Raw genomic sequence first — 23,533 nt, forward strand, 5'->3', positions numbered from 1 at the left:
CCGAGGCGTGATGCATCTTCAGCCGGAGACTACGTTTCGGAAGCCGATATTGCGACGGGCCGGATCAGCTCGAACGTAAAGATCCACGCCATCAGCTGCACGAGCGGGATCCTCTCCAGTACGCGATCAAGGCTGTCGAGGGCGGGCAGCAGCGCCGGGAACTTTCCTCCGACATATCCAGTAATGTGCCAAAAGCGCATCTCACCGATTTCGAAGAACCGCCGGGCGAAGGCTATGTCCTTGAGGCTCAGGATGTGTGCCTTTTCCCACTCGGTGCGCATTGAGGGCGTGACGAGCCGATAAAGTTTGATGAGCGGGTTGTAGTCGAGTGCTTCGCCGGCGAGGATGCGTCCTCCCGGCTTGAGGATCCGTCGCAGTTCCGGAAAGGCGTAGGACAGATCCAAATGGTGCAGCATGCCGCTGCACATCACGGCATCCACGCACCCGTCGGGAAGTCGCGTGTTCTCGGCGTCGGCTTGTACGAAGTACGTGTTCGACAGACCTTCGGCCGCGGCCGCCTTTTTGGCGTTGGCGACGGAGACGTCGGAGATGTCGAGGCCGATGACAAGCTTCGCACCGGCATGGGCGGCTTGGCGCGCCATGCCGCCATTGCCACAGGCGTAGTCGAGGAAGACTCTGCCGGGCGCGTGCCGGTCGATCCACTTCCGGATGTATTCGTTCGACCGTCGGGTCGCGGAATAGTATTTGCGGTTGCCATAGAACTTCTCGTAGGTGTCCTTCGGCATTTCGTCGAGTGTTGCCCGCTGGTCACGAACGCGGTTATGGAATTCGAGTTCGGCGAGCTTGCGATCGTTCAGGCTCTGCAGCCATTCGCTGTTGGTCATCAGCGAGAGCTTGTCCAGCTCCTGCCTAAGGGTTTCGACATCCATTCCCGTACCGGCCCGATCTGAAGTTTATTATATTCTACCATTGGGAGGTACAACTCAAATAATGTGGCGAACCAGCGCGCCGAGAACCAGTGGGGAGGGGACTTGAGCGGTACGGAAGAGTTCTCGATCGCCGAATATGTGCGATTGGTCGGCGAACTCCGGCGACGCGACTATGAAGTGGTGGACTTCCTGAGCGCGACTCCGGAGTGCCGGCACCTCCTGCTGCGGCACGACATTGACATGTGCCTGCAACGGGCAGTGCGGCTCGCGGAGGCAGAAGCGGAGATGGAGGTGACTGCGTCCTACTTCGTGCTGCTCAACACCGAAATGTACAATGTGGCCTCCACTGCCGGCCGGGCAGCGCTGCGGCGGCTGCTCGAACTCGGCCACGATGTCGGATTGCATTTTGATGGAGCGCACATCCGTGACCACGACCTGGGAGCGTTGACGCGAGAGGTCGATCTCGAATGCGCCATGCTTGAGATGCAGACCGGGCGTGCCGTCCGCGTCGTGACCTTCCATCGGCCGGCACGGTGGCTGCTGGGACATCAGGCTACGCTGTCTGGCCGAATACATGCCTACCAGCCACGCTACTTCGAGAGCATGGGCTACTGCTCCGACAGCGCCGGGGCGTTTCGCTACCATCATCCGCTTAATCATCCGGCAGTGCTCGAAGGTCGCGCCCTGCAGCTGCTGACGCATCCCATCTGGTGGGTGACCGAACCTGGCGAAGACACTTTGTCCAAGCTGGACCGATTCAGGCGCGAGCGTGACGACCAGATCGGCCGGGAACTGGCGGCGAATTGCCGTCCCTATGCCGAGGCGCGGCCGGCTGAGGCGAGTTCGGTCAGCATATCCGCGAAACGACCGTAGACTTGCGCCGCCTGAAAACGGTCGCGAAAGACGCGTCGCGCATTGGTCGACAGTTGCTCGATCCGGGCGGGTGCGTCGAACAACTCCTCGATCCTGTGGGCGAGGTCGTCCGGATCGGTCTCGCGATAGAGCAATCCGCAGTGCTCAGCGTCGATGAGCTGCGACACCGGCCCTTTGAGGCTGGTCAGGATGGGTAGTCCATATGCCAAATACTCAACGGCTTTGTTTGGAAGCGAGCGAGTGAAGTCCGGGGTGCTGGGATAGGGGAGGAGCCCAGCATGCGACTGCGCAGCGAGCGCCTCTATCTGCGGACCGGTAACCCAGCCTGGAAGGACGATCTGCGGCATGCCTTCGGCTGCGGCACGGACAGCTTCGAAGTCCTCGCCTCTGCCGCATAGGATCAACCGCATCTCGTCGCGCACTCTCTGCGGAAGTCGACGAACCGCCTCGAGCATGACATCGATGCGTGCGCGCTCCATCGCGATGTTGCCGAAGAAGCACAGTCGAAGGCGCGCCGTCGGTCGGCCATCGAAAATGGATGTCCAGAACTTCTGAGCCTCCTGCCTTTCGCTGTGAGGGTACTGGCCGTCGACATAGGCGAGCGGGAACGCGCGGTCCCATTTGCCGCGCAAGCGCCCGCCGCGGTCGAGTCCCCACTGCACGAACTCGTCGGTGATGCCGCAGATTCCCTGAAAGGCCTGCAACGTTCTTCGCGATTGCCAGTAGAAGGGCAGGGCACCCAGTCGACCGAATCGCCGCAGCGGTCTCGGTAGGGCGTCATGCCATACGTCCGGCCAAAGATCCCTGACGTCCACGACCGCCGGAATGCCGTGAGCCGCCGCATACCGGGCACCCGAAAGTGCCAATTCCGGGATGGGGTAGGAGGCGAGAATGACGTCAGGTGCCCGCTGGCCCCGGACGGCCCCCTCGAACGCCCTGGCGATATCGCGATTGGCACGGATGCGCGCGATTGAGACGTTTCGGAGGTAGGGGCGGGAAGCAAGACAGCAGATTTGCAGGTGATCGTCGACGCGGCTCCATGTCGTGCCCTGGCAACGGAAGGTCTTGTCGAAATGGTTGAACGCGCTCGTCCACCAGACGACGTCCACGCCGCGCGCCGCAAGCAGCTCGGCCAAGATGCCGGAGCGATGGAGCCGCTGGCGGCCAGGGTCGGTCGGCAGCGGCTCGCCCACCGTGAGAAGCCATATCCGCATCGGTTCAACTTCGCTTGGCCATCGACCGGGCCAGCACCCTTCGACCGCTTCGATCCCTTATCCAATGCGGCTGTAGCCAATATACGGGTCGAACGGAAGCCTCTCGATCTTGAGGCGATGCCGCTGCATCAACTCAATGCATGCCTCGGTCTCGCCCGGCCATAGCGGGTTGTCGAGCTCGTCGAAGGCGATGATCGCGCCGGCCGGCATGCGGGGCAAAAAGCGATCGATGGCGGCCTTGGTCGGTGCGTAGAGATCGAAATCGAGAAAAAGCAGACTGACCAGCACGTGAGGATTATCCTTCACGAACCGGGGTATCGTCCTAGTCGCGTCCCCCTTGATGAGCTGGACCTTGGGGATGTGCCCGATGAAACGCGTTGAATCGTTTATCGCGGCGAGCTCGAGCAACTCGTCGTGGCTGTTGGCGTGAAGGCCGCCCTTTCTCACTGAGCGAGATATCTTCGTCCTGTCCCTGCGCCCGACCTCCGGGAAGCCGGCAAAAGTGTCGAAGCCATAGACGCGACGCGTGAAGTTCACCGGCTCCAGGATTGCCGAAAGCCGGGCCCAGGTCATGAGGCCAAAGCCCTCGTACACGCCGCATTCCACGATCGATCCTTTCACCGGCACGACCAGCTTGAAGAGCTCGTAGAGGGAGAGGAAGCGGGTAAGAGCCTGACGACGAACGTACTTCGGAAAATTGTTCAGCTTCGATTCCGTCGTTGCTGGATGGCGCTCGAAGCATTGGGCATTGCGGCCGCCCTCCTGTTGTTCGGCTTCGGTTCGGAAGCCCCCTTCGAGCTGTCTCGATGCGGCGCTTTGACCTGCGGATCGTTTCGGCATTTGCGTCGGTTCCTGTATCTCCCCACGAAGGGCCCAGCGTAAGTATCGGCGCTGGGGCAAACAAGCCGCGAAGACCGATGTGCGAGTCGACAACCTCCCGCATTTCAAATATGACGCGCACGACAGGGGAGCGTGCGCCAAACGGCGATAGGAATGTCTCAGGGATATCCGTCACATACGGTGCCGTTCTTTGACTTCAAGGCGGTGTTCGCCGAGGATCCCGACGGCTTCACCGACGTGTTCCGCAGCACTCTCGCGGAAGGCGGGATCATCCTCCAGAAGGCAGTCGACCAATTCGAACAGGAGCTGGCCGCCTATCTCAACTGCCGCCACGTTGTCGGCACGTCCGATTGCACCAATGCGATGATGCTCGGGCTTCGGGCAGCGGGCCTCGGGCCGGAGGACGAGGTGATCATCTGCTCGCACACCTTCATCGCGACGGCCCAGGCGGTTCACTTTGCGGGCGCCACGCCGGTTCCGGTCGAAGTGGGCGCGGACCGCATGATCGACCCCGATGCGATCGAGTCGGCGGTGACGCCGCGTACCCGGGCGGTCATGGTGACGCAGCTCAACGGCCGGGTTTGCGACATGGATCGGATAGCCGCGATCGCCGGCAAGCGCGGTTTGATCGTGGTCGAGGACTCGGCTCAGGCGCTGGGGGCGACGTTCCGCGGCCGAAAGGCGGGCACGTTCGGGGCTTTCGGCGCCTTCAGCTTCTATCCCAGCAAGCTGCTCGGATGCTTCGGCGACGGCGGCGTGCTGACGACAGATGACGACGGCATCGCCGAGCGCGTCTACCACATGCGCAATCATGGCGCTAACCGCCAGAAGCAACTCGACAGGACGTCGACGCTATGGGCCACCAACAGTCGCCTTGACAACGTGCAAGCTGCCCTGCTGAGCTACAAGCTTCCGAAGTTCCCGGCCACTGTCGCCCGCCGGCGCCGGATCGCGCGCACGTATCATGCCGCCTTCGAGGAGCTGCCGGACTTCGGCCTGCCGCCGGGGCCGGATGTCGATGGGCCGCACTTCGACGTCTTCCAGAACTATGAGATCGACGTCGGCGATCGCGACGGACTGCGCGCTTACCTCCAGCAGGTAGGTGTCGGGACGATCATCCAGTGGGGCGGCATCGCCATCCACCAGCTGCGGGCGCTGGGGTTCCGGCAAGAACTGGACCGAACGGACCGGTTCTTTGCCCGGTGCATGCTGCTGCCGATGAACCAATACCTGTCGGACAAGGATGTGCTGCAGGTGTCTTCGTCCGTGCGCGCGTACTACGGGCTGCCGCCGTGGAAGGACATGGCGGCGGAGGGCGAGGGCGACTGGCGCGCCGGCGGGCATGCTGACTAACTCGCGCATCGACGCCACAACGCTGGCGCGTCGGATAAGGCTCCATGCGCTTCGCATGACGAGTCTTGGCGGGACGTCGCATATTGCATCGGTGTTCTCGATGGCCGACCTGCTGGCGGTCCTCTATGCGCAGGTCCTGCGGATCGATCCCGCATGGCCCGCGTGGCCGGACCGCGACCGCTTCGTGCTGTCGAAGGGGCACGCGGGCGCCGGCGTCTACGCCGCCCTCGCCGAGCGCGGTTTCTTCGATGTGTCGATGCTTGACCAGCATGGACAGGACGGCTCGGCGCTGTCGGGGCATGTCTCGCACAAGGGCGTGCCAGGCGTGGAGCTTTCGACCGGCTCGCTGGGGCATGGGCTGCCGGTGTCGACAGGAATGGCCCTGGCAGCCCAGCGCGCCGGCAAGCGGCATCGCGTCTTCTGTCTGATGAGTGACGGGGAATGCGACGAGGGTTCGAACTGGGAGGCCATCCTGTTCGCTGCCCATCATCGGCTGGCCAACCTAGTGGCGATCGTCGACTACAACAAGCTCCAGAGCCTCGCGCCAGTGAAAGAGACGCTGGACCTCGAGCCGTTCGTCGACAAGTGGCGCAGCTTCAACTGGGCGGTGCGCGAGGTCGACGGGCACGACCATGCGGCGATCCAGCGCCACCTGGAAAGCCTTCCGGTCGAGGCGGATCGGCCGAGCTGCCTGATCGCCCATACGGTGAAAGGCAAAGGCGTCTCCTTCATGGAGAACACCGTGCTGTGGCACTACCGTACGGCACGGGGCGAAGAATACGAAGCGGCGCGGCGGGAGTTGGAGGCCGGCGCGTGAGGGACGCCTTCATTCGTCAGCTCACCATCCTTGCCAAGGCCGATCCGCGCATCACCCTGCTCACCGGCGATCTCGGCTTCGCCGTGTTCGACGAATTCCGCCGCACTTTGCCGGACCGCTTCATCAACGTCGGCGTCGCCGAGCAGAACCTCGCCGCCATCGCCACCGGGATGGCCCTGGAAGGGCACGTCGCCTTCACGTACTCGATCGGCAACTTCCCGACCCTTCGGTGCCTCGAGCAGCTGCGCAACGATGCCTGCTACCACAAGGCCAACGTCAAGACAGTGGCGATTGGCGGCGGCTTCTCGTACGGCAATCTGGGCTTCAGCCATCACGCCACGGAGGATCTGGCAATTCTGCGCGCCCTGCCAGGCATGACGGTGGTGGCGCCGGCTGATCTCTGGGAGACGGAGCAGGCGACGATCGCGCTGGCCGGTTCCGAAGGTTGCGCCTATCTGCGCCTCGACAAGTCCAACGCCGGCCGGACAGAGCGACCGGGCGAGCGCTTCGAGCTCGGCAAGTCGCGGCGGCTGCGCGACGGCGACGGTCTCACACTGATCGGATGCGGAGGTATCGTTGCCGATCTGATGGCAGCGGCCGACACGCTCGGGCTGGAGGGTATCGAGTGCCGGGTCATCAGCCATCACACGCTGACGTCGGTGGATGGCGAGGCCGTTCGCGATGCAGCGGGACAGACCGAGGGGATCGTGACTGTCGAGGAGCACGGCATAAAGGGCGGCTTGGCCGGGGCCATCTCCGAGTTTTGCATGGAAGCGGATGTTCGTCCGCGTCGTTTCCGCCGGCTTGGTCTGCGGGACGAGTTCGCCACGGTGGTCGGCGGACAGGACTTCCTGCGCCAGCGCTACGGCATGGGCAGAAAGGCCATCGTCGAAGCGGCGCGCGCCATCCTCGCATCGCGGTGAGCCGAATGGCCAAGGCGCTCTTCGACCGCGCGGTGGCGATGATCGGGCTCGTTGTCCTGTCGCCGCTTCTGGTCATCGTCTGTGCGCTGGTCTGGCTGCAGGATCTGCGATCGCCCTTCTATGTCGCTCTCCGCGCGGCTCGCGGCGGCGGCTCGTTTCGAATGGTCAAGATACGGTCCATGGTGTCCCATGCGGACCGGATCGGCAGCAACTCTACGTCCGCTGACGATCCGCGCGTGACGCGCATCGGCCGCTTCGTGCGCAACTGGAAGATCGACGAACTCAGTCAGCTTTGGAACGTACTCAAGGGCGACATGAGCCTGGTCGGACCACGTCCGCAGGTGCTCGAGGAAGTCGACACCTACAGCGACACCGAAAAAGCTCTGCTGACCGTCAGGCCAGGCATTACTGACTTCGCATCGATCGTTTTCGCGGACGAAGGTGCCATTCTCGCGGGTGCCGTCGACCCGTATCAGACCTATGTCCGGTTGATTCGCCCGTGGAAGAGCCGCCTGGGCCTCTTCTACGTCCAGCACCGGACGTTCCTCGTTGACCTGAGGTTGATTCAGCTCACGGTGCTGCGGATCGTCGCTCCCCGTCGAGCCCTGGCCGGTGTTTGCCGTCTGCTGGAGGGCCTTGGGGCACCCGAGGATCTGGTGCGCGTTGCCGGCCGGAATGCGGCTCTCGATTCGCAGGGCCTCCCGGGAAGTGCCTGACGAGAGCTTCCCGGCATCTCTGAACAATTTGCAGTTTCCGTTGAGCCAACTCGCCGTCATCCGTATGCTTATTGTGAGTGTGGGTGGGACAGGCCGAAGACGGCCACGTTGAATGGGGAAGCGCCGGCAGCTGGCCGGCGTGGGCAAGTATGGCAGGTATCGCCAACACAAAAAACATCAGGGTCCTGGTGTTCGGCTACGACGTCGCCATGTCGGTGCTGGCGCTGCTGCTGGCGCTGTGGGTGCGCCATGGCAGCCTGGCCGAGATGGACGACCGCAGCCTGTTCCTCGGCGGCGTGCTGCCGTTCGCCGCCGCGACGGCCGTCGCCTTGCTGGTGATGCGGACCTACCGCACGAGCTGGCGCCACGCCTCGACGGCCGACCTCACCAACATCTTCTACACCGTCACCCTGGCGGTGCTGGTGTACCTTCCGATGAGCTTCGTCGTCACCCGGCTCGATCTCATCCCGCGCAGCTCGATCGTCATGGTGTGGATGGCGATGTTCCTGCTGATGGGCGGCTCGCGCGTCGCCTACCGGCTCTACCGCGAGCGCGGGCTGTTCTTCAGGCGTCGGCCCATGCTGCCGCACCAGGTGCCGATCCTGGTCGTCGGCGGCGGCATCGACGCCGATCTCCTGCTGCGCGGCCTGCAGAACTCGTCGGAGTATTATCCGGTCGGCGTGCTCGACGATGCCGGCCACGGCACGCTGCGCGGCGTGCCGGTGCTCGGCCGCATCGCCGACGTCGAGCGCGTGGTCGAGGGCTTCGCCGAGGCGGGCGATAGGCCACGCAAGCTGGTGGTGGTCGATCACCTGCTGGCCCCGGCGACGCTCGATCGCCTGGTCGAGGTCGCCAACCGGCTCGGGCTCACCGTGGCGCGCGGCCCCGATCCCACCCAGTTCCGTCCGGGCACCAGCGACGCGTCCGAGCTGCGGCCGATCTCGGTCGAGGACCTGCTGGGGCGCTCGCAAATCGTGCTCGATCCCGAGCCGGTCCGCCACCTGGTCGCGGGCAAGCGCGTGCTGGTGACCGGGGCGGGCGGCTCGATCGGCGCGGAGATCGTGCGCCAGGTCTGTGCCATCGGCCCCGCGGCGCTCTGCCTGGTCGATTCGTCGGAGTTCAACCTCTACTCGATCGACACCGAGGTGTCGGAGCAATGGCCGGCGCTCGAGCGCATCGCCCGCGTCGTCGATGTGCGCCATCGCCCGACGCTCGAGGCGTGTTTCGCGTCGTTCGGGCCCGACATCGTGTTCCATGCCGCCGCGCTCAAGCACGTGCCGCTGGTCGAGGGCAATCCGGTCGAGGGCATCTGGACCAACGTCATCGGCTCGCGCCACGTCTGCGACGCCGCCATCGCCTCGCGCTGCCACGCCCTGGTGCTGGTGTCGACCGACAAGGCGGTCAACCCGACCAACGTCATGGGCGCCACCAAGCGCTGCGCCGAGGGCTATTGCCAGGCGCTGGCGCTGGAGCAAGCCGGGCGGCCGGAGGGCACGCGCGTCGTCGTCGTGCGCTTCGGCAACGTGCTGGGCTCGACCGGCTCGGTGGTGCCGCTGTTCGAGCGCCAGCTCAAGGCGGGCGGGCCGCTCACCGTCACCCATCCCGACATGGAGCGCTACTTCATGACCATCCGCGAGGCCGTGCAGCTCGTCCTGCAGGCCTCGGCGCTCGGCGCGGCGCGGACGGAGATGGCGGGCCGCGTCTTCGTGCTCGACATGGGCAAGCCGGTGCGCATCGCCGATCTCGCGCGCCAGATGATCCGCCTGGCCGGGCTGCGTCCCGCCCACGACATCCAGATCCGCTACACCGGCCTGCGCCCCGGCGAGAAGCTCTCCGAGGAATTGTTCCACGAAAGCGAGCGGATGGAGGCAACCGGCACGCCGCGGCTGAACGTGGCCAGCCCGCGCGCGCTGGACCTTGCCCGTTACCGGGCGGCGCTCGAGTCGCTTGACTCTCTTTGCGCCGCCGGCCGCGAGGGGCCGGCGCTGGAGCTGCTGGCGACCCTGGTGCCCGAGTACCGTTCGCCACGCGAGGTTGCTGCGCAGTAGCGCCGTCGGTCCCGGTTGCTTCAGGGCCGAGCCGAACGACCCGGCGATCGTCGCTGGCCCGTCCGGAACCGGCACCCCATGTGCGATTTAATTTCCTGTGGATTGTCGAGCGTCCCCGGTATCCGGTGCGCAGAAGGCAGGAACGCTGCCGCGGTGCGTAAAATCCACCTTGCGATTCAATGGGTTGCGTGCCGATCGCCATAATCTGTGGTCTGGCGGTCACGCCACACTCACAGTTTATCGCTAAGTCGTTCAGCCAAAAGGCCATTTGTTGCCAGAATGGGGGCAGGTGGGTAAACTGGCCGAGCGGAAGCCTCTTGGGGAGACTGCTGAATGCGGTGGATCATGAAATTCGCGATGCTGGCCGTCGCGACTGTGCTGTTTGCCGGCCCCATGAACGTGCAGCCCGCGAGTGCCCAACAGCTCGATGCCGCGACCGCTCAGGCGCTCAGCGACGCCCTTGCCGCCGGCGACGCGCAGGCGGTCCAATTGGTGGTCGCCGCCAACCAGGGCAACGCGGCCGCGCTCCAGGCCATCGCCGCCACCGTCCTCGCCGCCGCCCAGAGCATCAAGGCAAGCGATCCGGGCGGCGCGGGCATCCTCGCCGCCATCGCCCTCACCTCGGGCGGCCTGCAGGGCAATGCCGCCGTCACGGCGACGAACATGGTGAATGTGAGCGGCAGTGCCATCGCCGCCGCGGTGGTCGCCTTCGCCAACGCCGGTGTTCCGCCGTCCGTGATCGCCAACGCGGTCCTCGTCGGCGTCACCACCAACCCCGTGCAGGTGGCGTCGAGCGGTTCCCAGGCGGCACCGCAGAATTCCGGATCCGTAAATTAGCTCCTTCTTCTTCGAGAATAGCCAATGAAGTCGATCAAGCGCGTCGCCTTTGCCGTTGCCTTGGTGTTGGGAGCGGGGGTGTCCGCGACGGATGACCCGGCCCAGGCCCAAACCCAGGCGCAACAGGCTCCCGGCTCCGAACGCTCGCCGCTGCAGCGCCAGGAGCGCGACCAGCGCGGCCCGGCGGCAATTGCGGCCGAAAGCTACGATCCGGTCGGCGTGCCGGTCGGTTCGTTCCGCCTGTTCCCGGAGCTCGAGCTGGACGAGGTCTACAACGACAACATCTACGCCGCCAATTCGGGCAAGACCGGCAGTTTCATCCAGCTGATCAAGCCGACGCTCGATCTACGCTCGGATTGGAACAATCACATGCTGAACGTCGTCGCTCGCGGCGCGTTCGGCTTCTACTCGGCCAACTCGACCGAGAATTTCCAGGATTTCTCCTTCGCCAGCGATGGCCGGATCGACATCCAGCGCAACTGGAACGTCTATGGTGGCGCCTCGTGGAGCCGCCGGCACGAGGAGCGCGGCACGCCCAACGCCGTGACCTCGACGTTCCCGCCCAACAAGTACAACCAGCTCGTCGCCAATCTCGGCTACTACCAGGCCTTCAATCGCTTCAGCGTTCGCCTCGACGGCCGCATGGACAACTACAACTTCGTCGACAGTGGCCCCGGCCCGGCCGCGGGCGCCATCTTCAACGGCGATCGCGATCGCACCGAGTTCCGCGAGACGTTGCGCCTGGGTTACGAGTTCAGTCCGGGCTACCAGGTGTGGACCCGCGGCGGCCTCAACCAGCGCACCTATTCCAACATGATCGATTCGCTGGGCTTCACCCACAATTCCAGCGGCTGGGACGTGGTCGGCGGAGTCTCCATCGATCTGGGCGGCATCACCGCGATCGAGCTGTTCGCCGGCTACATGCAGCAGAACTACCGCGACCCGCGCTATCCGGTGGTGCAGGGGCCGTCCTTCGGCCTGACCGGCTTCTGGAACCCGATCCGCGAGCTGTTCATCAAGCCGTTCGTGCGCCGTACCATCGAGGAATCGGCGCTGACAAGCACCTCGGCCTATTTCAATACTGCCTTCGGTGTCGACGTCGATTACCGGGTGCGGCCCAACATCAAGGTGGATGGCCATTTCGACTATTCGATCGCCGACTATTCGGTCACCTCGGGGGCGGCGTCGCGCTACGACCAGTACGTCGTCTTCCGCGCTTCGGTGACCTACAACCCGACGCGCGAGTTCTTCATCGGCCCGATGTACCAGTTCACCAACCGCAACTCCAACGTCGCGGGATCGGGCTACGACCAGAACATTGTCATGCTGCGCCTCGGCGCGCGGCTCTGATTGCAATAGGGCTTGCAGCAGCGGGGCCGCCGATGTTGAATCGGCGGCCTTTCTTCTTCAATTCGACGGTGTGATGGGGCGGAAGCCGATGGCTGCGGGAGCGGTCGGAAGTATTGGAGTCGCTCGTTGCCCATCCTTCGAGACGCGGCCTGCGGCCGCTCCTCAGGATGAGGTCCAGCTCGTCCAGGCGAATGCGCCACCACCTCATGCCGGGGAGGCCGCGAAGCGGCCGTCTCGAAGCATCGGCCGCAACCGCCATCTGAGCGTTCGACTGCCGGGCTTCATGGCACTGGTCCTCGCCTTGCTGCTGGCCGCCGTCGGATCGACGGCGTTGGCCCAGGGTGGCTATCGCCTCGGCGCCGGCGACAAGCTCAAGGTGACGGTGTTCGGCGAGGAGGATGCCTCGGGCGAGTACGAGATCGATGCGACGGGCGCCATCTCGGCCCGCTTGATCGGCCGGGTCGCCGTCAAGGGCATGACGGTCTCCGAGGTCGAACAGGCGCTGATCGACCACTACCGCAGCCGTGGCTTCTTCCGCAATCCGCGCATCAGCATCGAACTGGTCAACCTCAGGCCATTCTTCATCCTGGGCGAGGTCGAGAAGCGCGGCTCCTATCCCTACGTCAACGGGCTCACCGTGGCGCAGGCCGTCGCCATCGCCGGGGGCTATACCTATCGCGCCTCGCGCAGCCGCATCACCATCCAGCGGGTGGGGGCGCCGAAGGAGGAACCGGCCACCGAGGATGCGCCGGTCTATCCCGGCGACATCGTCCGCGTTCCCGAACGCTTTTTCTAGCTCGACCGTTTCGCGATGGCCCCCGACACGACCCTTCCGCCTTCATCGCCGTCGCGCGCCAGCATGGCTGCTGGCGCCGACCCGTCGGCCCGGGAACCGCGCGGCCCGGTCCTGGCGGGCACGCGCACCGATGTGCGCGAGATGCTGCGGATGCTCAATCGCCGCAAATGGCATCTGACGGGGGTGACGGCACTGGTCTGTGCGCTCGCGGCGCTGGTGCTGTTACAGATCACGCCGCAGTACCGCGCCACGGCGCTGGTGATGCTCGACACCCGCAAGGCGAAGGTCACCAACACGGCGGACGTGCTGAGCGGCCTGTCGGTCGACGTTGCCGCTGTTCAGACCGAGATCGAAGTATTGCGCTCAGCCACCCTGCTCGGCCATGTCGTCGACAAATTGCGACTGGACCTGGATCGTGAGTATGGCGCGGCTCCTCCCGGTACGCTCTCGCTCGTGACAGGTCAGGTTCGCGCGCTCTATGACGGTCTGGTCGGCGCGCCGGCAAGTCCGAATCGGGTCCAGTCCGAGGACAATACGCCCCGTGCCCGCGCCATCGCCGCCCTGACCCGCAAAGTGCAGATTGCGACTCGCGGCCGCTCGTATGTGATCTCCGTGTCGCTCGATTCGGCCGAGGCGGCCAAGGCCAGGCGCATCGTCGATGCGATCGCCGATTTCTATCTCGTCGACCAGCTCCAGGCCAAGCTCGACGCCAACAGGCGTGCCACCGAGTTCTTCAACGAGCGGCTGGACGAGCTCAGGCGCAACGTCGAGGCGTCGGAACGCGCCATCGCCAATTTCCGCGAGAGGCACGGCCTGACCATCGGCAAGGAAGCGACGGTGACCAGCCAGTCGCTGTCGGAACTCAACTCCCAGCTCATCCAGGCGCGTGCCCAGCGCGCCGACCGCGAATCGCGGCTGATCGCGCTGGAGCAGGCGGCACGCGATCCCAGGACCCTGGGCGGTGTCACCGAGGTGCTGGCCAATCCGCTGGTCGGCTCGCTGCGCGCGCAGGAGGCCGAGGTCGCCCGCCGCATCGGCGACCTCAACCAGCGCTACGGCGACAGCCATCCCAGGCTGCTGCAGGCGCGGGCGGAGCAGGGCCAGATCCAGGCGCGCATCGGCGCCGAGGTCGCCAAGATCATCTCCAGCGTGCGCGGCGACGCCGAGGCGGCGCGGGCCAAGGTCAAGGAACTCGAGGAGCAGGTCGCCCAGCTCGAGCGCCAGGCCGGCGGCTTGGGCCAGCACGAGGTCGAACTGCGCCAGCTCGAGCGCGAAGCCCAGTCCACCCGTTCCGTCTACGAGGATTTCCTCAAGCGCTCCAAGGAGCTGCGCGAGCAGCAGGACATCCAGCAGCCCGACGCCCGCATCCTGTCGGCGGCGGTGGTGCCGCCGGGCATTGTCTATCCGCGCTACGCGCTGACCATGGCGCTGGCCCTGGCCGTCGGGCTGGTGCTGGGCGTGGCCCTGATCGCCCTCATGGAACGCTTGGACGGCGGTTTCCGCACCGGCGAGCAGATCGAGCGCCTCACCGGCCGGCCGCTGATCGGCATGATCCCGGCCCTGTCGCGACTCACCCTCGGCAAGCTGTTGCCGGCGGCCTTCGCCATCGACAAGCCGTCGTCCGCCTATGCCGAATCCCTGCGCTCGGCCTACACCGCCATCACCCTCGGCACGCTCGACAGTCCGCCCAGGGTGATCATGGTGACGTCGTCGCTGCCGGGCGAGGGCAAGTCGACCTTCGTCTGCTCGCTGGCCGGCCTGATGGCGCGCTCCAATCCGGGCAAGAAGATCGTGGTCGTCGACGGCGATCTCCGACGTTCGTCGGTCCTCAAGGCCCTGGCCGTCCCGGCGACCGGCGGCACGATCGACGAATACCTGTCCGGCGCCAAGCCGCTGCAGGAGGTCGTCGGCCAGGAGACGGCGAGCGGGCTTTACTACATCCCGGCGCGCCCCGATACGCCCAACTCGGCCGAGATCCTCGACTCCCACGCCATGCAGCAGTTCGTGCGCTCGCTGGCGGAGAGCTTCGACCTGGTGTTCATCGACACGCCGCCCTTGATGGCCGTTTCCGATGCACGCCTGACAGCGAAGATCGCCGACTACGTCATCTTCCTCGTGCAATGGGAGCAGACGGCGCGGGAACTCGCCGTCAACTCGCTGAAGCTGCTGGGCGACGCCCACCGGCAGGTCGGCGTGGTGCTGTCGCAGGTCAACGTGCGCCGCCATTCGCGCTACGGCTACGGCGACTATGGCTACTACTACTCCAAGTACCGCGACTACTACACCAGGTGAGCGGCCGCGCGCCGGCGGTGCGGCGCGATGGTTCGTGGCGGGGCTGTCGTTCGCCTTGGGAGCGTCGTTGCTTGCGCTCGCCGTGCCGCGCACGATGGCTGCTTGGGCCGGTCTCGGGGCGCAGCCGGCACTGCACGAGGTCAAAGAGGCGCGGGAGCCCAGACCCGAGGACATCGCGGCGGGCATTGCCGCCCTTCAACGCGCCATCGAATGGGTACCGTCGGCGAAGCGTCTGATCGACCTCGCCACCCTGGAACTCGAGGAGGCCAAGCGGCTGCCGATTGGCGAGCCGCGTCGCGAGGAGATGCTCAGGAGTGCCGAGGCGCATTTCGTCGAGGGTCTGTCGCTCAATCCGGTGGACGGGACGGCCTGGCTGCGGCTCGCCTGGACGCGGGCCTTCCTCGGAGCGTCCGCGCGCTCGGTGGTGTCCTGCCTCGTCCAGTCGATCGACATGGCGCCCAACCAGCGCAACTTGTGGCTGGTGCGCGCGCGTATGCTGCTGGCCTACTGGCCATGGATGAATGCCGAGGAGGCGCCCATCGTGCGCCGGCAGTTCCGGACCATTTGGACAATCGATCCGGCAATGCGGCGGCCCCTGGTGCAGATCGCCCACGCTTTGAAGCGCCTGTCCGTGCTGGAAGAGTCCTTGAAGGACGACCCGGAGGCGCAAACCGAGTTCGAGAAACTCAAGGACGCCCTGCCGAAGCCCTAGACGAGACCTCATCCGGAGGAGCGCGCCGCTGGCGCGTGTCTCGAAGGATGGCTGGGGGACCAGGATTCGAACCTGGACTAACCGGGTCAGAGCCGGTTGTTCTACCGTTAAACTATCCCCCAACGCCGCCCGAGGCAGGGCGCAAGGCCTTGAGGCCGCTGGATTTAGCGACGTCGGACGGGCTTGGCAAGCCGCCGTTCTTCTACCGACTATCGCTCGAACGGAAGCCATGATTGTCATCCCGAACGAAGCGACGGGCCTTCAAGGCGTCAGGAAGGTCCGCTGCCATGCTCGGGATGACACGAAGTTCTGTCCGGCGTTTGTGAGTTCCCGGCGCCGCTCGCGCTCAAGCCGATGTCTGGCGGCTCAGCTTCTCGCGGTGCCTCTCCAGGCGGCGCAGCAGGTTCTGGGCGTGGCCGGTGCGGATCTCGCGATCGGCAACCGCAATCATCACGGCATACTGTGCGCCGAGGACGTCGGCCAGGGTCTCGAGTCCGCCGAGATCGAAATCGAAGGCCTGGTCACGGGCTTTGGACATGTTGTCGTGCATCACGTTCTCGGCCCAACGTCGCCCGGCCTCGAGGTCGTGGCCGACGAAGGCGGCGGCGACCCGGTTCCAGTCGCTGCGCAGATGCTCCTTCATGATCGTGCGCCGGTTCCGGCTGCCCTTGGGACGGCCGGGTCCGCCGGTGCCGCCTGCGATGAACAATCCTTTCTCGCTCATGACTCCACTCACTTTGCTCGTCACCCGCGGAAGTGCGGGCTGCTCGCTCGCGGGAACGCGAGCGCGCACAGGAGTGGCAGAGCGCGAGGAGAGAATCGAATTTGGTTCACCGCCCCGAAAATTCGCATGGAGAATCAAGGCGCGAATCCGACCCGGTGAACCAGATTGGACGTCGTGTCGGGCCGCGTGTAGCGTCTGCGCCAGGATGGTGACGATGCGCGAGGGGTGGCGTGGTCAAGCAGCTCGACGCTTTTCTTGGAGAATCAAAGGGCAATTTGCGGATGGTTGACCGGATTGGACCGGCAGGCACGTCGCCTTTATTTTCGCGCCCATGCCTGCGCCGGTCTCCGATCGAATGTCCGACTTCCCTTTACGTAAAGCGAGAGTCACTGCCGTATTCCGCCGTTTTCGGGAAACATCGTGAAAGCAGAAAACGAGACGAAGGTTCGTTCGTTACCGCGGCGGCGAGAAATCTCGGTGTCGGAAGCGCGGCACTCGAGTGCGCGCTCCCGGCAAGAACGGGCCCGATCTCACACGCGGTCGCCGACACAACATCTGGGACCAACTTCCGATTCGGCCGTCTGCCTGCCCGTCAACCACCGTCAGGTTGTAACGATGTTGCGGGCGTCTTGTAGGTTGGATCCGTCGCATGGATGGCACCCACAACGGCTGGTGCCGGCATGCTTGATTCGATGCTTGTTGAACAGGAGCGGCACGGGATGTGGAAGGAAGAGCGGCGCCCCTCGGCGTCGTCGCTGTTAAATACCTGTCAGATTCGCGTCAGATGACACGGGCGGTACTCACTCGCTCGGAGGAGGCGTGACCTGCCAGGCTCTCCCTTGAGTTTCCTTTTCCTGTACAGGGTACCCACAACATCTTGCGCCGGCGGGCCGTAGCCCCGGGCTCCGTCGTCGGTTACCATCCCCGCCCAAGAACCAAGAGAAACGCATGGCAGGGGACTCCACGCCCGGATCGGGCGGTGCGTCGGCAGGGTCGCGGGGCGGCTGGCACAGCGGCCGCTTCGCGCACGTCTTCGCGGCGATCGATCTCGGCACCAACAATTGCCGGCTGCTGGTGGCGCGCGCCGCCATGTCCGGCTTCGAGGTGATCGACGCCTATTCGCGGCCGGTGCGGCTCGGCGAGGGCGTTGCGCTGAACGGCACGCTGTGCGGCGACGCCATCGAGCGCACCCTGGGCGCGCTCGAGGTCTGTGCCGACAAGATCGATCGCAACCGGGTGACGCGCGCGCGCCACATCGCCACCGAGGCCTGCCGGCGCGCCTGCAACGGCGAGGATTTCCTCGCCCGGGTGAAGCAGCGCACGGGCCTCCGCTTCGAGGTCATCCCGCCGGCCGAGGAGGCGCGGCTCGCCGTGGCGAGCTGCGAGAACCTGCTCGATCCGGCGCTGCCCCACGCGCTGCTGGTCGATATCGGCGGCGGCTCGACCGAGGTGAGCTGGATCCGGATCGCGCGCCGCGACGGCGGCAGCGGGGCGGTCACGCCCGAACTGATCGACATGGTCTCCGTGCCGTGGGGCGTGGTCACGCTCACCGAGGCCTGCGTGCGGCCCCGCCAGCACGAGGGCCGTCCCGACGCGCCGGTGCCGCGCGCCTGCTACGACGACATGATCGAGCGCATCCGCGCCGACCTGCGGCCGTTCTGCGCGCGCCACGGCATCGCCGGCGAGATCGGGCGCGGGCGGGTGCAGCTGATCGGCGCCTCGGGCACGGTGACGACGGTGAGCGCCCATCATCTCGGCCTCAGGCGCTACAGCCGGAGCGCGGTCGACGGCTCGTCGCTCGCGCACGAGGCGATCCTGCGCATCTGCGACCAGCTCGCCGGCCTGTCGGTCGCCGAGCTGCGCGGCCTGCCCTGCATCGGCGACGACCGCGCCGATCTCGCGCTGGCCGGCGGCGCCATCCTCGAGGCGATGTGCCGGCAATGGCCGACGCCGGTCGTGCGGGTCGCCGACCGCGGCCTGCGCGAGGGCGTGCTGATGGACCTGATGCGCCAGGCCGACCGCGACGCCGACCCGCTCTGCCGCCGCGGATACTGATGCTCCTCCCCGACGACGTCGGGGAGGTGTCGGCGTCTTGCGCCGACGGAGGGGTCATGAGTCATGACCCCCTCCGGCCTTCGGCCACCTCCCCACGCATGACGTGGGGAGGGGCGAGTTGTGCTAGAAGCTCCGCCGCATGACCAGGAAGAGATCGAGCGGTCCCACCGGACGGCGCGCCACGGTGCGGGTGAAGACGGCGCGCGGCCGCACCGTGTCCTCGCAGCGCTGGCTGCAGCGCCAGCTCAACGATCCCTACGTCGCCGAGGCGAAGAAGCGCGGCTACCGCTCGCGCGCCGCCTTCAAGCTGCTGCAGCTCGACGACCAGTTCGGCTTCCTGCGGCCGGGCATCCGCGTCGTCGATCTCGGCGCCGCGCCGGGCGGCTGGACCCAGGTCGCGGTCGAGCGCGTGAAGCCCGAGACGCGCGGCGGCAAGGTGGTCGGCATCGACCTCGCGCCGGTCGAGCCGATCGCCGGAGCCACCCTGATTGCCGGGGATTTCTACGACGACGAGGCGCCCGAGATGCTGAAGCAGGCGCTGGGAGGACCGGCCGACGTCGTGCTCTCCGACATGGCGGCGCCGGCCACCGGCGATCCGCAGATCGACCATCTGCGCATCATCGCGCTGGCCGAGCTGGCGCACGATTTCGCCCGCCAGGTGCTGAAGCCGGGCGGCAGCTTCGTCGCCAAGGTGCTGCAGGGCGGCACCGAGCGCGCGCTGCTCGATCAGCTCAAGCGCGATTTCGTCAGGGTCCGCCACGTCAAGCCCGAGGCCAGCCGGGCCGATTCGGCGGAAATGTATGTCGTCGGCACGGGCTTTCGCGGCTAGACAGGCGCGATGCGTAACTTCCTGGCGAACGCCCTGTTGACGGTCGTATCGGTGGTGGCCTGCGTCGCCTTCGCCGAACTGGCCATCCGCGTCATCGACGGCCAGTCGCCGGTCAGCCTGGTCCTGCCCGAGCAGCTCGGTTCGGAGGGAATCGACACCACCGGCGGCCATCTCGATTCGATCCCGCGCGCCGCCAGCGTCGAGCGCCAGCTCTTCTTCAGCGACCCGCCGCCCTTGCCCAACCGCAAGCCGGTACCGGCCGAATGGCTGGAGCTCGACCGCCGGATCCAGCGCGAGCCGCAGTTCGCGCCCAACGCGCCGGGCGACGCCAGGCCCAATCCCTTCCTGCCGTGGGACATGTTCAAGGCGTGGAACTCGGCCTTCGTCGGCGATCCCTGCAAGCATCCCTATCTCAGCGGTGCGCCGGGCCGGCTCTGGGTCTACGATCCGCCGAACGGCGAGGCCCGCCCGACCTTCCGCTTCCTGCCCGACGCCACGGTACCCGACGGGCTGACCACCAACGAATTCGGCTGGCGCGGCCCGCCCGTGACCTTCAAGCGCTCGCCGCGCACCATCCGCATCGTCTTCGTCGGCGCCTCGACCGTGGCCGAGATCCATCCATTGCCGTTCTCGGGGCCGGAGTATCTCGACAACTGGCTCAACAAGTGGGCCGAGGCGCGCAGGCTCGACGTGCGCTTCGAGGTGCTGAACGCCGGGCGCGAGAGCATCAACTCCATCGACATCGCCGCCATCGTGCGCCAGGAGGTGGCGCCGACCCGGCCCGATCTCGTCGTCTACTACGAGGGCGGCAACAGCCTCGACCTTTCCACGGTGGTCAGGGAGGTGCCCAAGGGCAGGCCGATGCCGGGCGACCCGATCGCGCGCTGGCTGCGCGACATGGCGCAGTATTCGGCGCTGGCGCGGCGCGCCGAGAGCCTGACCGTGGGCGGCGAATGGCCCAAGCCGCCCTACGAGATCGCCTGGCCGCCGGGCGTCGACGAATTCGATCCCGACATCGCGCGGCCCGATCTGCCGGTCCATCTCAGCCGCATCGTGCGCGACCTCGACCAGATCCGCGCCGACCTCGACAAGGTCGGCAGCCTGCTGTCGGTGGCGTCGTTCCACTGGCTGGCCAGGGACGGGCTGGTGGTCAACGCGGCGCGCCACAAGCCGATCATCGTCACCCTGAACGTCAGCTACTTCCCCTACACCTACCGCGACCTCGAGCGGCTGACGGCGTTCGAGAATCGCGTCTTCGCCAAGTACAACGAGGTGCACGGCCTGCCGTTCATCGACATCGCCAGGTACATGCCCTACGACCCCGACCTGTTCAGCGACGGCATCCACAACACGCCGGCGGGCGTGAAGCTGCGCGCCTGGATCGCCATGCAGCAGCTGGTGCCGCTGATCGAGGCCAGGCTGGCGAGCGGCGAATGGCCGAGGCCGGTGCCCGACGACATGCCCGACAGGCACCCGGCCTTCGTCGTGCCGCCGCGCACCATCACCTTCGACTGCAAGGCGTCCTGACGCTCACTCGCCCTTGCAGCCCTTGCGCTCCTTGCGGCAGAGCTCGTCGAGCAGCGGCAGCAGCTCGCGGGTCATGACGGCGGTGAAGGCGGTGTTGGCGCGGCCGTTGGGATGGGGATCGGGAACGGTGACCCAAAGGCTGGCCGGGTCGAGCTTCTCCACCGCGGGCAGCATGTCGACGAACGGCACGCCCTGCGCCTCGACCGCCTTGCGCACCTTGTCGGTCACGTCGGCGAACGGGTAGGGCGAGAGCTCGCGCAGTTCGGGCAGGTGGAAGACCACGATGCGCGCGCCGATGTCGCGGCTGGCGCGGATCATTTCGCCGAGCGCCTTCTGCGTGTCCTTCCATCCCGCCGCGTCGTCACGGTAGAGGCCGCGATAGTATTCCTTCCAGTCCGGCCGCTCGCCGAACGAGCGGATCAAGGTGTCGAGCCGATAGCGCAGCACGATCCAGGCGGCCGAGTTGAGGTCGAGCCAGCTCTGTGCGCCGTAGGCCGGCAGCGGCTCGGCGTCGTTGATGAAGTAGGTCAGCACGACGATGTCGGGCTTGAGCGGCACGCCGACCTCGCGGAACAGCGACAGTTCCTGGCGGACGTTGTAGTTGCCGACGCCGAGGTTGAAGCCGTCGACCTTGCGGCCCTGCCGAGCGAGATCGGCCACGACCTGGTGGGCGAAGGTCTCCTTCTCGGCGACGCCCCAGCCCAAGGTCGTCGAATCGCCCACGAAGGCGATGCGTGCCACGCCCGGCGCGGCGGTCGGGGCGATGTCGGGCCCGCGGATGCCGAGGCGGTTGGTCCGCATGTCGACCCGCATCAGGTTGGCCGCGCGGTCGGGCGCGTGGCGATGGCCGAACTCGGGGCGCATGTCGCGCTGCTTGACGTCGCGCGCGTACTTCCACATCTCGAGTTCGTAGGAGAGGCCGTCGTCGACGACCAGCCGGACCATGCCCTCGAAGGTGAATGCCCCGAGGGCCAGGACGGCGAGCAGCAGGCCGATGTTCTTGATGGCGCCCCCCGTCCGCGAGGCTTTCGGCGACTTCGGCTGCTGGCTCACACGCTTTCTCTACTCAGTGGCTGTCGGGCGGGGCGCACCATACGCCCCGGGGGCCGGGTTTTCCAAGCCGGTCAATTCGCCGCTTGGCACGGCCCAGCCAGTGTGTATAAGGGCTCGCCAACCCGGCGGTCCCGCCCGCGCTCATGAGAATTGGGGCCGCCGTTTTCGTTCACCCCCTGACGGAGGTTGGCATGCAGTTTCAGGAAGCGCTCACCTTCGATGACGTCCTCCTGAAGCCTGCCGCGTCCGCCGTCCTTCCTCACCAGACCGACACCCGCACCAGGCTCACCCGGACCATCGAGCTCGGCATCCCGCTGATGTCGGCGGCGATGGACACGGTGACGGAGGCGCCCATGGCCATCGCCATGGCCCAGGCCGGCGGCATCGGAGTCATCCACAAGAATCTCGACGCCGAGGCCCAGGCCAACGAGGTGCGCAAGGTCAAGAAGTTCGAATCGGGCATGGTGGTGAACCCGCTCACCATCCATCCCGAGCAGACGCTGGCCGACGCGCTCTCGCTGATGTCGGCGAACCAGATCTCGGGCATCCCGGTGGTCGAGAAGGGCGGCAAGCTGGTCGGCATCCTGACCAACCGCGACGTCCGCTTCGCCACCGACACCAGCGCCAAGGTGAGCGCGCTGATGACCAAGGACCGGCTGGTCACGGTGCGCGAGGGCGCCACCCAGGAGGAGGCCAAGAAGCTCCTCCATCAATACCGCATCGAAAAGCTGCTGGTGGTCGACGACGCCTACCGCTGCATCGGCCTGATCACGGTCAAGGACATCGAGAAGGCCAACAAGTTCCCCGGCGCCGCCAAGGACGAGAAGGGCCGGCTGCGCACCGCCGCCGCCACCGGCATCGGCGAGGACGGCGTGCGCCGCGCCGAGCTGCTGATCGCGGCCGACGTCGACGTCATCATCGTCGACACCGCGCACGGCCATTCCCGGAACGTGCTCGACGCCGTCACCCGTGTGAAGAAGCTCAGCAACTACTGCCAGGTCATGGCCGGCAACGTCGCCACCGCCGAGGGCGCCAAGGCGCTGATCGATGCCGGCGCCGACGCGGTCAAGATCGGCATCGGCCCGGGCTCGATCTGCACCACCCGCATGGTGGCGGGCGTCGGCGTGCCGCAGCTCACCGCGATCATGGAGACGGCCGAGGTCTGCCACGCTGCGGGCGTGCCGGCGATCGGCGACGGCGGCATCAAGTATTCCGGCGACCTCGCCAAGGCGATCGCCGCCGGCGCCGACTGCGCCATGATCGGCTCGCTGCTCGCCGGCACCGACGAGGCGCCGGGCGAAGTCGTGCTCTACCAGGGCCGCTCCTACAAGTCCTACCGCGGCATGGGCTCGATCGGCGCCATGGCGCGCGGCTCGGCCGACCGTTACTTCCAGGCCGAGGTGCAAAGCACGCTGAAGCTGGTGCCCGAAGGCATCGAGGGCCGCGTGCCCTACAAGGGCCCGGTCGGCAACATCCTTCACCAGCTGGTCGGCGGCCTGCGCGCGGCGATGGGCTACACCGGCAACGGCACCATCAAGGACATGCAGACACGCAGCCAGTTCCTGCGCATCACCGGCTCGGGCCTGCGCGAGAGCCACGTCCACGACGTCGAGATCATGCGCGAGGCGCCGAACTACAGGGGCGGCATGTAGGCCGCTTCGCCGAGGCGAAGCGATCGGCGGCG

General features: G+C 66.4%; 20 protein-coding genes and 1 tRNA gene. 15 read left to right on the top strand and 6 right to left on the bottom strand.

Annotated elements, in window-relative coordinates:
• Positions 1 to 29: 29 nt before the first annotated feature.
• The gene (locus KIT25_10060) at positions 30 to 890 is read right to left on the bottom strand and encodes a class I SAM-dependent methyltransferase (GenBank protein ID UYN97246.1); all 861 of its coding nucleotides are present in this window, start codon (positions 888 to 890) and stop codon (positions 30 to 32) included.
• Between the two features lie 102 nt (positions 891 to 992).
• Between KIT25_10060 and KIT25_10065 the strand changes: the two genes are divergently transcribed.
• Positions 993 to 1,763, top strand: coding sequence for a hypothetical protein (locus KIT25_10065; GenBank protein ID UYN97247.1), 771 nt, complete (start codon positions 993 to 995; stop codon positions 1,761 to 1,763).
• Here the strand turns inward: KIT25_10065 and KIT25_10070 are convergent.
• Together KIT25_10070 and KIT25_10075 are read right to left on the bottom strand one after the other, a co-directional pair.
• Positions 1,703 to 2,956 carry a glycosyltransferase family 4 protein gene (locus tag KIT25_10070; protein UYN97248.1) on the bottom strand — a complete coding sequence of 418 codons (1,254 nt, stop codon included), beginning with the start codon at positions 2,954 to 2,956 and terminating at the stop codon, positions 1,703 to 1,705. The genes KIT25_10065 and KIT25_10070 overlap by 61 nt on opposite strands.
• Before the next feature lie 78 nt (positions 2,957 to 3,034).
• A complete protein-coding gene (locus tag KIT25_10075; GenBank protein UYN97249.1) occupies positions 3,035 to 3,817 on the bottom strand; it encodes a class I SAM-dependent methyltransferase in 783 nt (260 codons plus the stop codon).
• Positions 3,818 to 3,997: 180 nt separating this feature from the next.
• Between KIT25_10075 and KIT25_10080 the strand changes: the two genes are divergently transcribed.
• From KIT25_10080 to KIT25_10125, 10 genes are all read left to right on the top strand, one after another.
• The gene (locus KIT25_10080) at positions 3,998 to 5,170 is read left to right on the top strand and encodes a DegT/DnrJ/EryC1/StrS family aminotransferase (protein ID UYN97250.1); all 1,173 of its coding nucleotides are present in this window, start codon (positions 3,998 to 4,000) and stop codon (positions 5,168 to 5,170) included.
• A gap of 55 nt (positions 5,171 to 5,225) precedes the next feature.
• Positions 5,226 to 5,987: a transketolase gene (locus KIT25_10085; GenBank protein ID UYN97251.1), complete on the top strand. Its 762-nt coding sequence runs from the start codon at positions 5,226 to 5,228 to the stop codon at positions 5,985 to 5,987.
• Positions 5,984 to 6,910, top strand: a complete 927-nt coding sequence (locus KIT25_10090) for a hypothetical protein (protein ID UYN97252.1) — start codon at positions 5,984 to 5,986, stop codon at positions 6,908 to 6,910. Before KIT25_10085 ends, KIT25_10090 begins: the two co-directional genes overlap by 4 nt.
• Positions 6,911 to 6,915: 5 nt before the next feature.
• Positions 6,916 to 7,626, top strand: a complete 711-nt coding sequence (locus tag KIT25_10095) for a sugar transferase (protein UYN97253.1) — start codon at positions 6,916 to 6,918, stop codon at positions 7,624 to 7,626.
• Positions 7,627 to 7,775: 149 nt separating this feature from the next.
• Complete coding sequence (locus tag KIT25_10100) at positions 7,776 to 9,674, top strand: polysaccharide biosynthesis protein (GenBank protein ID UYN97254.1); 1,899 nt, start codon at positions 7,776 to 7,778, stop codon at positions 9,672 to 9,674.
• 333 nt (positions 9,675 to 10,007) lie between these two features.
• Positions 10,008 to 10,511 (top strand): hypothetical protein, encoded by a 504-nt coding sequence (locus tag KIT25_10105; protein ID UYN97255.1) that lies wholly within the window; start codon positions 10,008 to 10,010, stop codon positions 10,509 to 10,511.
• A 24-nt stretch (positions 10,512 to 10,535) separates the two neighbouring features.
• Entirely contained in the window at positions 10,536 to 11,861 is a 1,326-nt protein-coding gene (locus KIT25_10110; protein ID UYN97256.1) for an outer membrane beta-barrel protein, read from the top strand.
• 283 nt (positions 11,862 to 12,144) lie between these two features.
• Positions 12,145 to 12,657, top strand: a complete 513-nt coding sequence (locus tag KIT25_10115) for a polysaccharide export protein (protein ID UYN97257.1) — start codon at positions 12,145 to 12,147, stop codon at positions 12,655 to 12,657.
• Positions 12,658 to 12,672: 15 nt separating this feature from the next.
• Positions 12,673 to 14,949, top strand: coding sequence for a polysaccharide biosynthesis tyrosine autokinase (locus KIT25_10120; protein ID UYN97258.1), 2,277 nt, complete (start codon positions 12,673 to 12,675; stop codon positions 14,947 to 14,949).
• 34 nt (positions 14,950 to 14,983) lie between these two features.
• Entirely contained in the window at positions 14,984 to 15,661 is a 678-nt protein-coding gene (locus KIT25_10125; GenBank protein ID UYN97259.1) for a hypothetical protein, read from the top strand.
• Positions 15,662 to 15,709: 48 nt separating this feature from the next.
• On the opposite strand, the gene KIT25_10130 is transcribed toward KIT25_10125, so the two are convergent.
• Together KIT25_10130 and KIT25_10135 are read right to left on the bottom strand one after the other, a co-directional pair.
• Positions 15,710 to 15,783, bottom strand: a tRNA-Gln gene (locus tag KIT25_10130).
• A gap of 224 nt (positions 15,784 to 16,007) precedes the next feature.
• Positions 16,008 to 16,385, bottom strand: a complete 378-nt coding sequence (locus KIT25_10135) for a hypothetical protein (protein UYN97260.1) — start codon at positions 16,383 to 16,385, stop codon at positions 16,008 to 16,010.
• 948 nt (positions 16,386 to 17,333) lie between these two features.
• Here KIT25_10135 and KIT25_10140 point away from each other — a divergent pair.
• The 3 genes from KIT25_10140 (at position 17,334) to KIT25_10150 (ending at position 20,796) form a co-directional block, all read left to right on the top strand.
• On the top strand, positions 17,334 to 18,440 hold the full coding sequence (locus tag KIT25_10140) for a Ppx/GppA family phosphatase (protein UYN97261.1): 1,107 nt from the start codon (positions 17,334 to 17,336) through the stop codon (positions 18,438 to 18,440).
• A gap of 139 nt (positions 18,441 to 18,579) precedes the next feature.
• Positions 18,580 to 19,269 (top strand): RlmE family RNA methyltransferase, encoded by a 690-nt coding sequence (locus KIT25_10145; GenBank protein UYN97262.1) that lies wholly within the window; start codon positions 18,580 to 18,582, stop codon positions 19,267 to 19,269.
• Positions 19,270 to 19,278: 9 nt separating this feature from the next.
• Entirely contained in the window at positions 19,279 to 20,796 is a 1,518-nt protein-coding gene (locus KIT25_10150) for a hypothetical protein (GenBank protein ID UYN97263.1), read from the top strand.
• Positions 20,797 to 20,799: 3 nt separating this feature from the next.
• Here KIT25_10150 and KIT25_10155 read toward each other — a convergent pair whose 3' ends face one another.
• Entirely contained in the window at positions 20,800 to 21,849 is a 1,050-nt protein-coding gene (locus tag KIT25_10155) for an SGNH/GDSL hydrolase family protein (protein UYN97264.1), read from the bottom strand.
• Positions 21,850 to 22,040: 191 nt separating this feature from the next.
• On the opposite strand from KIT25_10155, the gene guaB reads away from it, so the two are divergent.
• The gene (gene guaB / locus KIT25_10160; GenBank protein ID UYN97265.1) at positions 22,041 to 23,501 is read left to right on the top strand and encodes an IMP dehydrogenase; all 1,461 of its coding nucleotides are present in this window, start codon (positions 22,041 to 22,043) and stop codon (positions 23,499 to 23,501) included.
• Positions 23,502 to 23,533 lie beyond the last annotated feature (32 nt).

Origin of the sequence: Enhydrobacter sp. (assembly GCA_025808875.1) — a bacterium.
In the GTDB taxonomy this organism is placed as follows: Bacteria; Pseudomonadota; Alphaproteobacteria; order Reyranellales; family Reyranellaceae; genus Reyranella.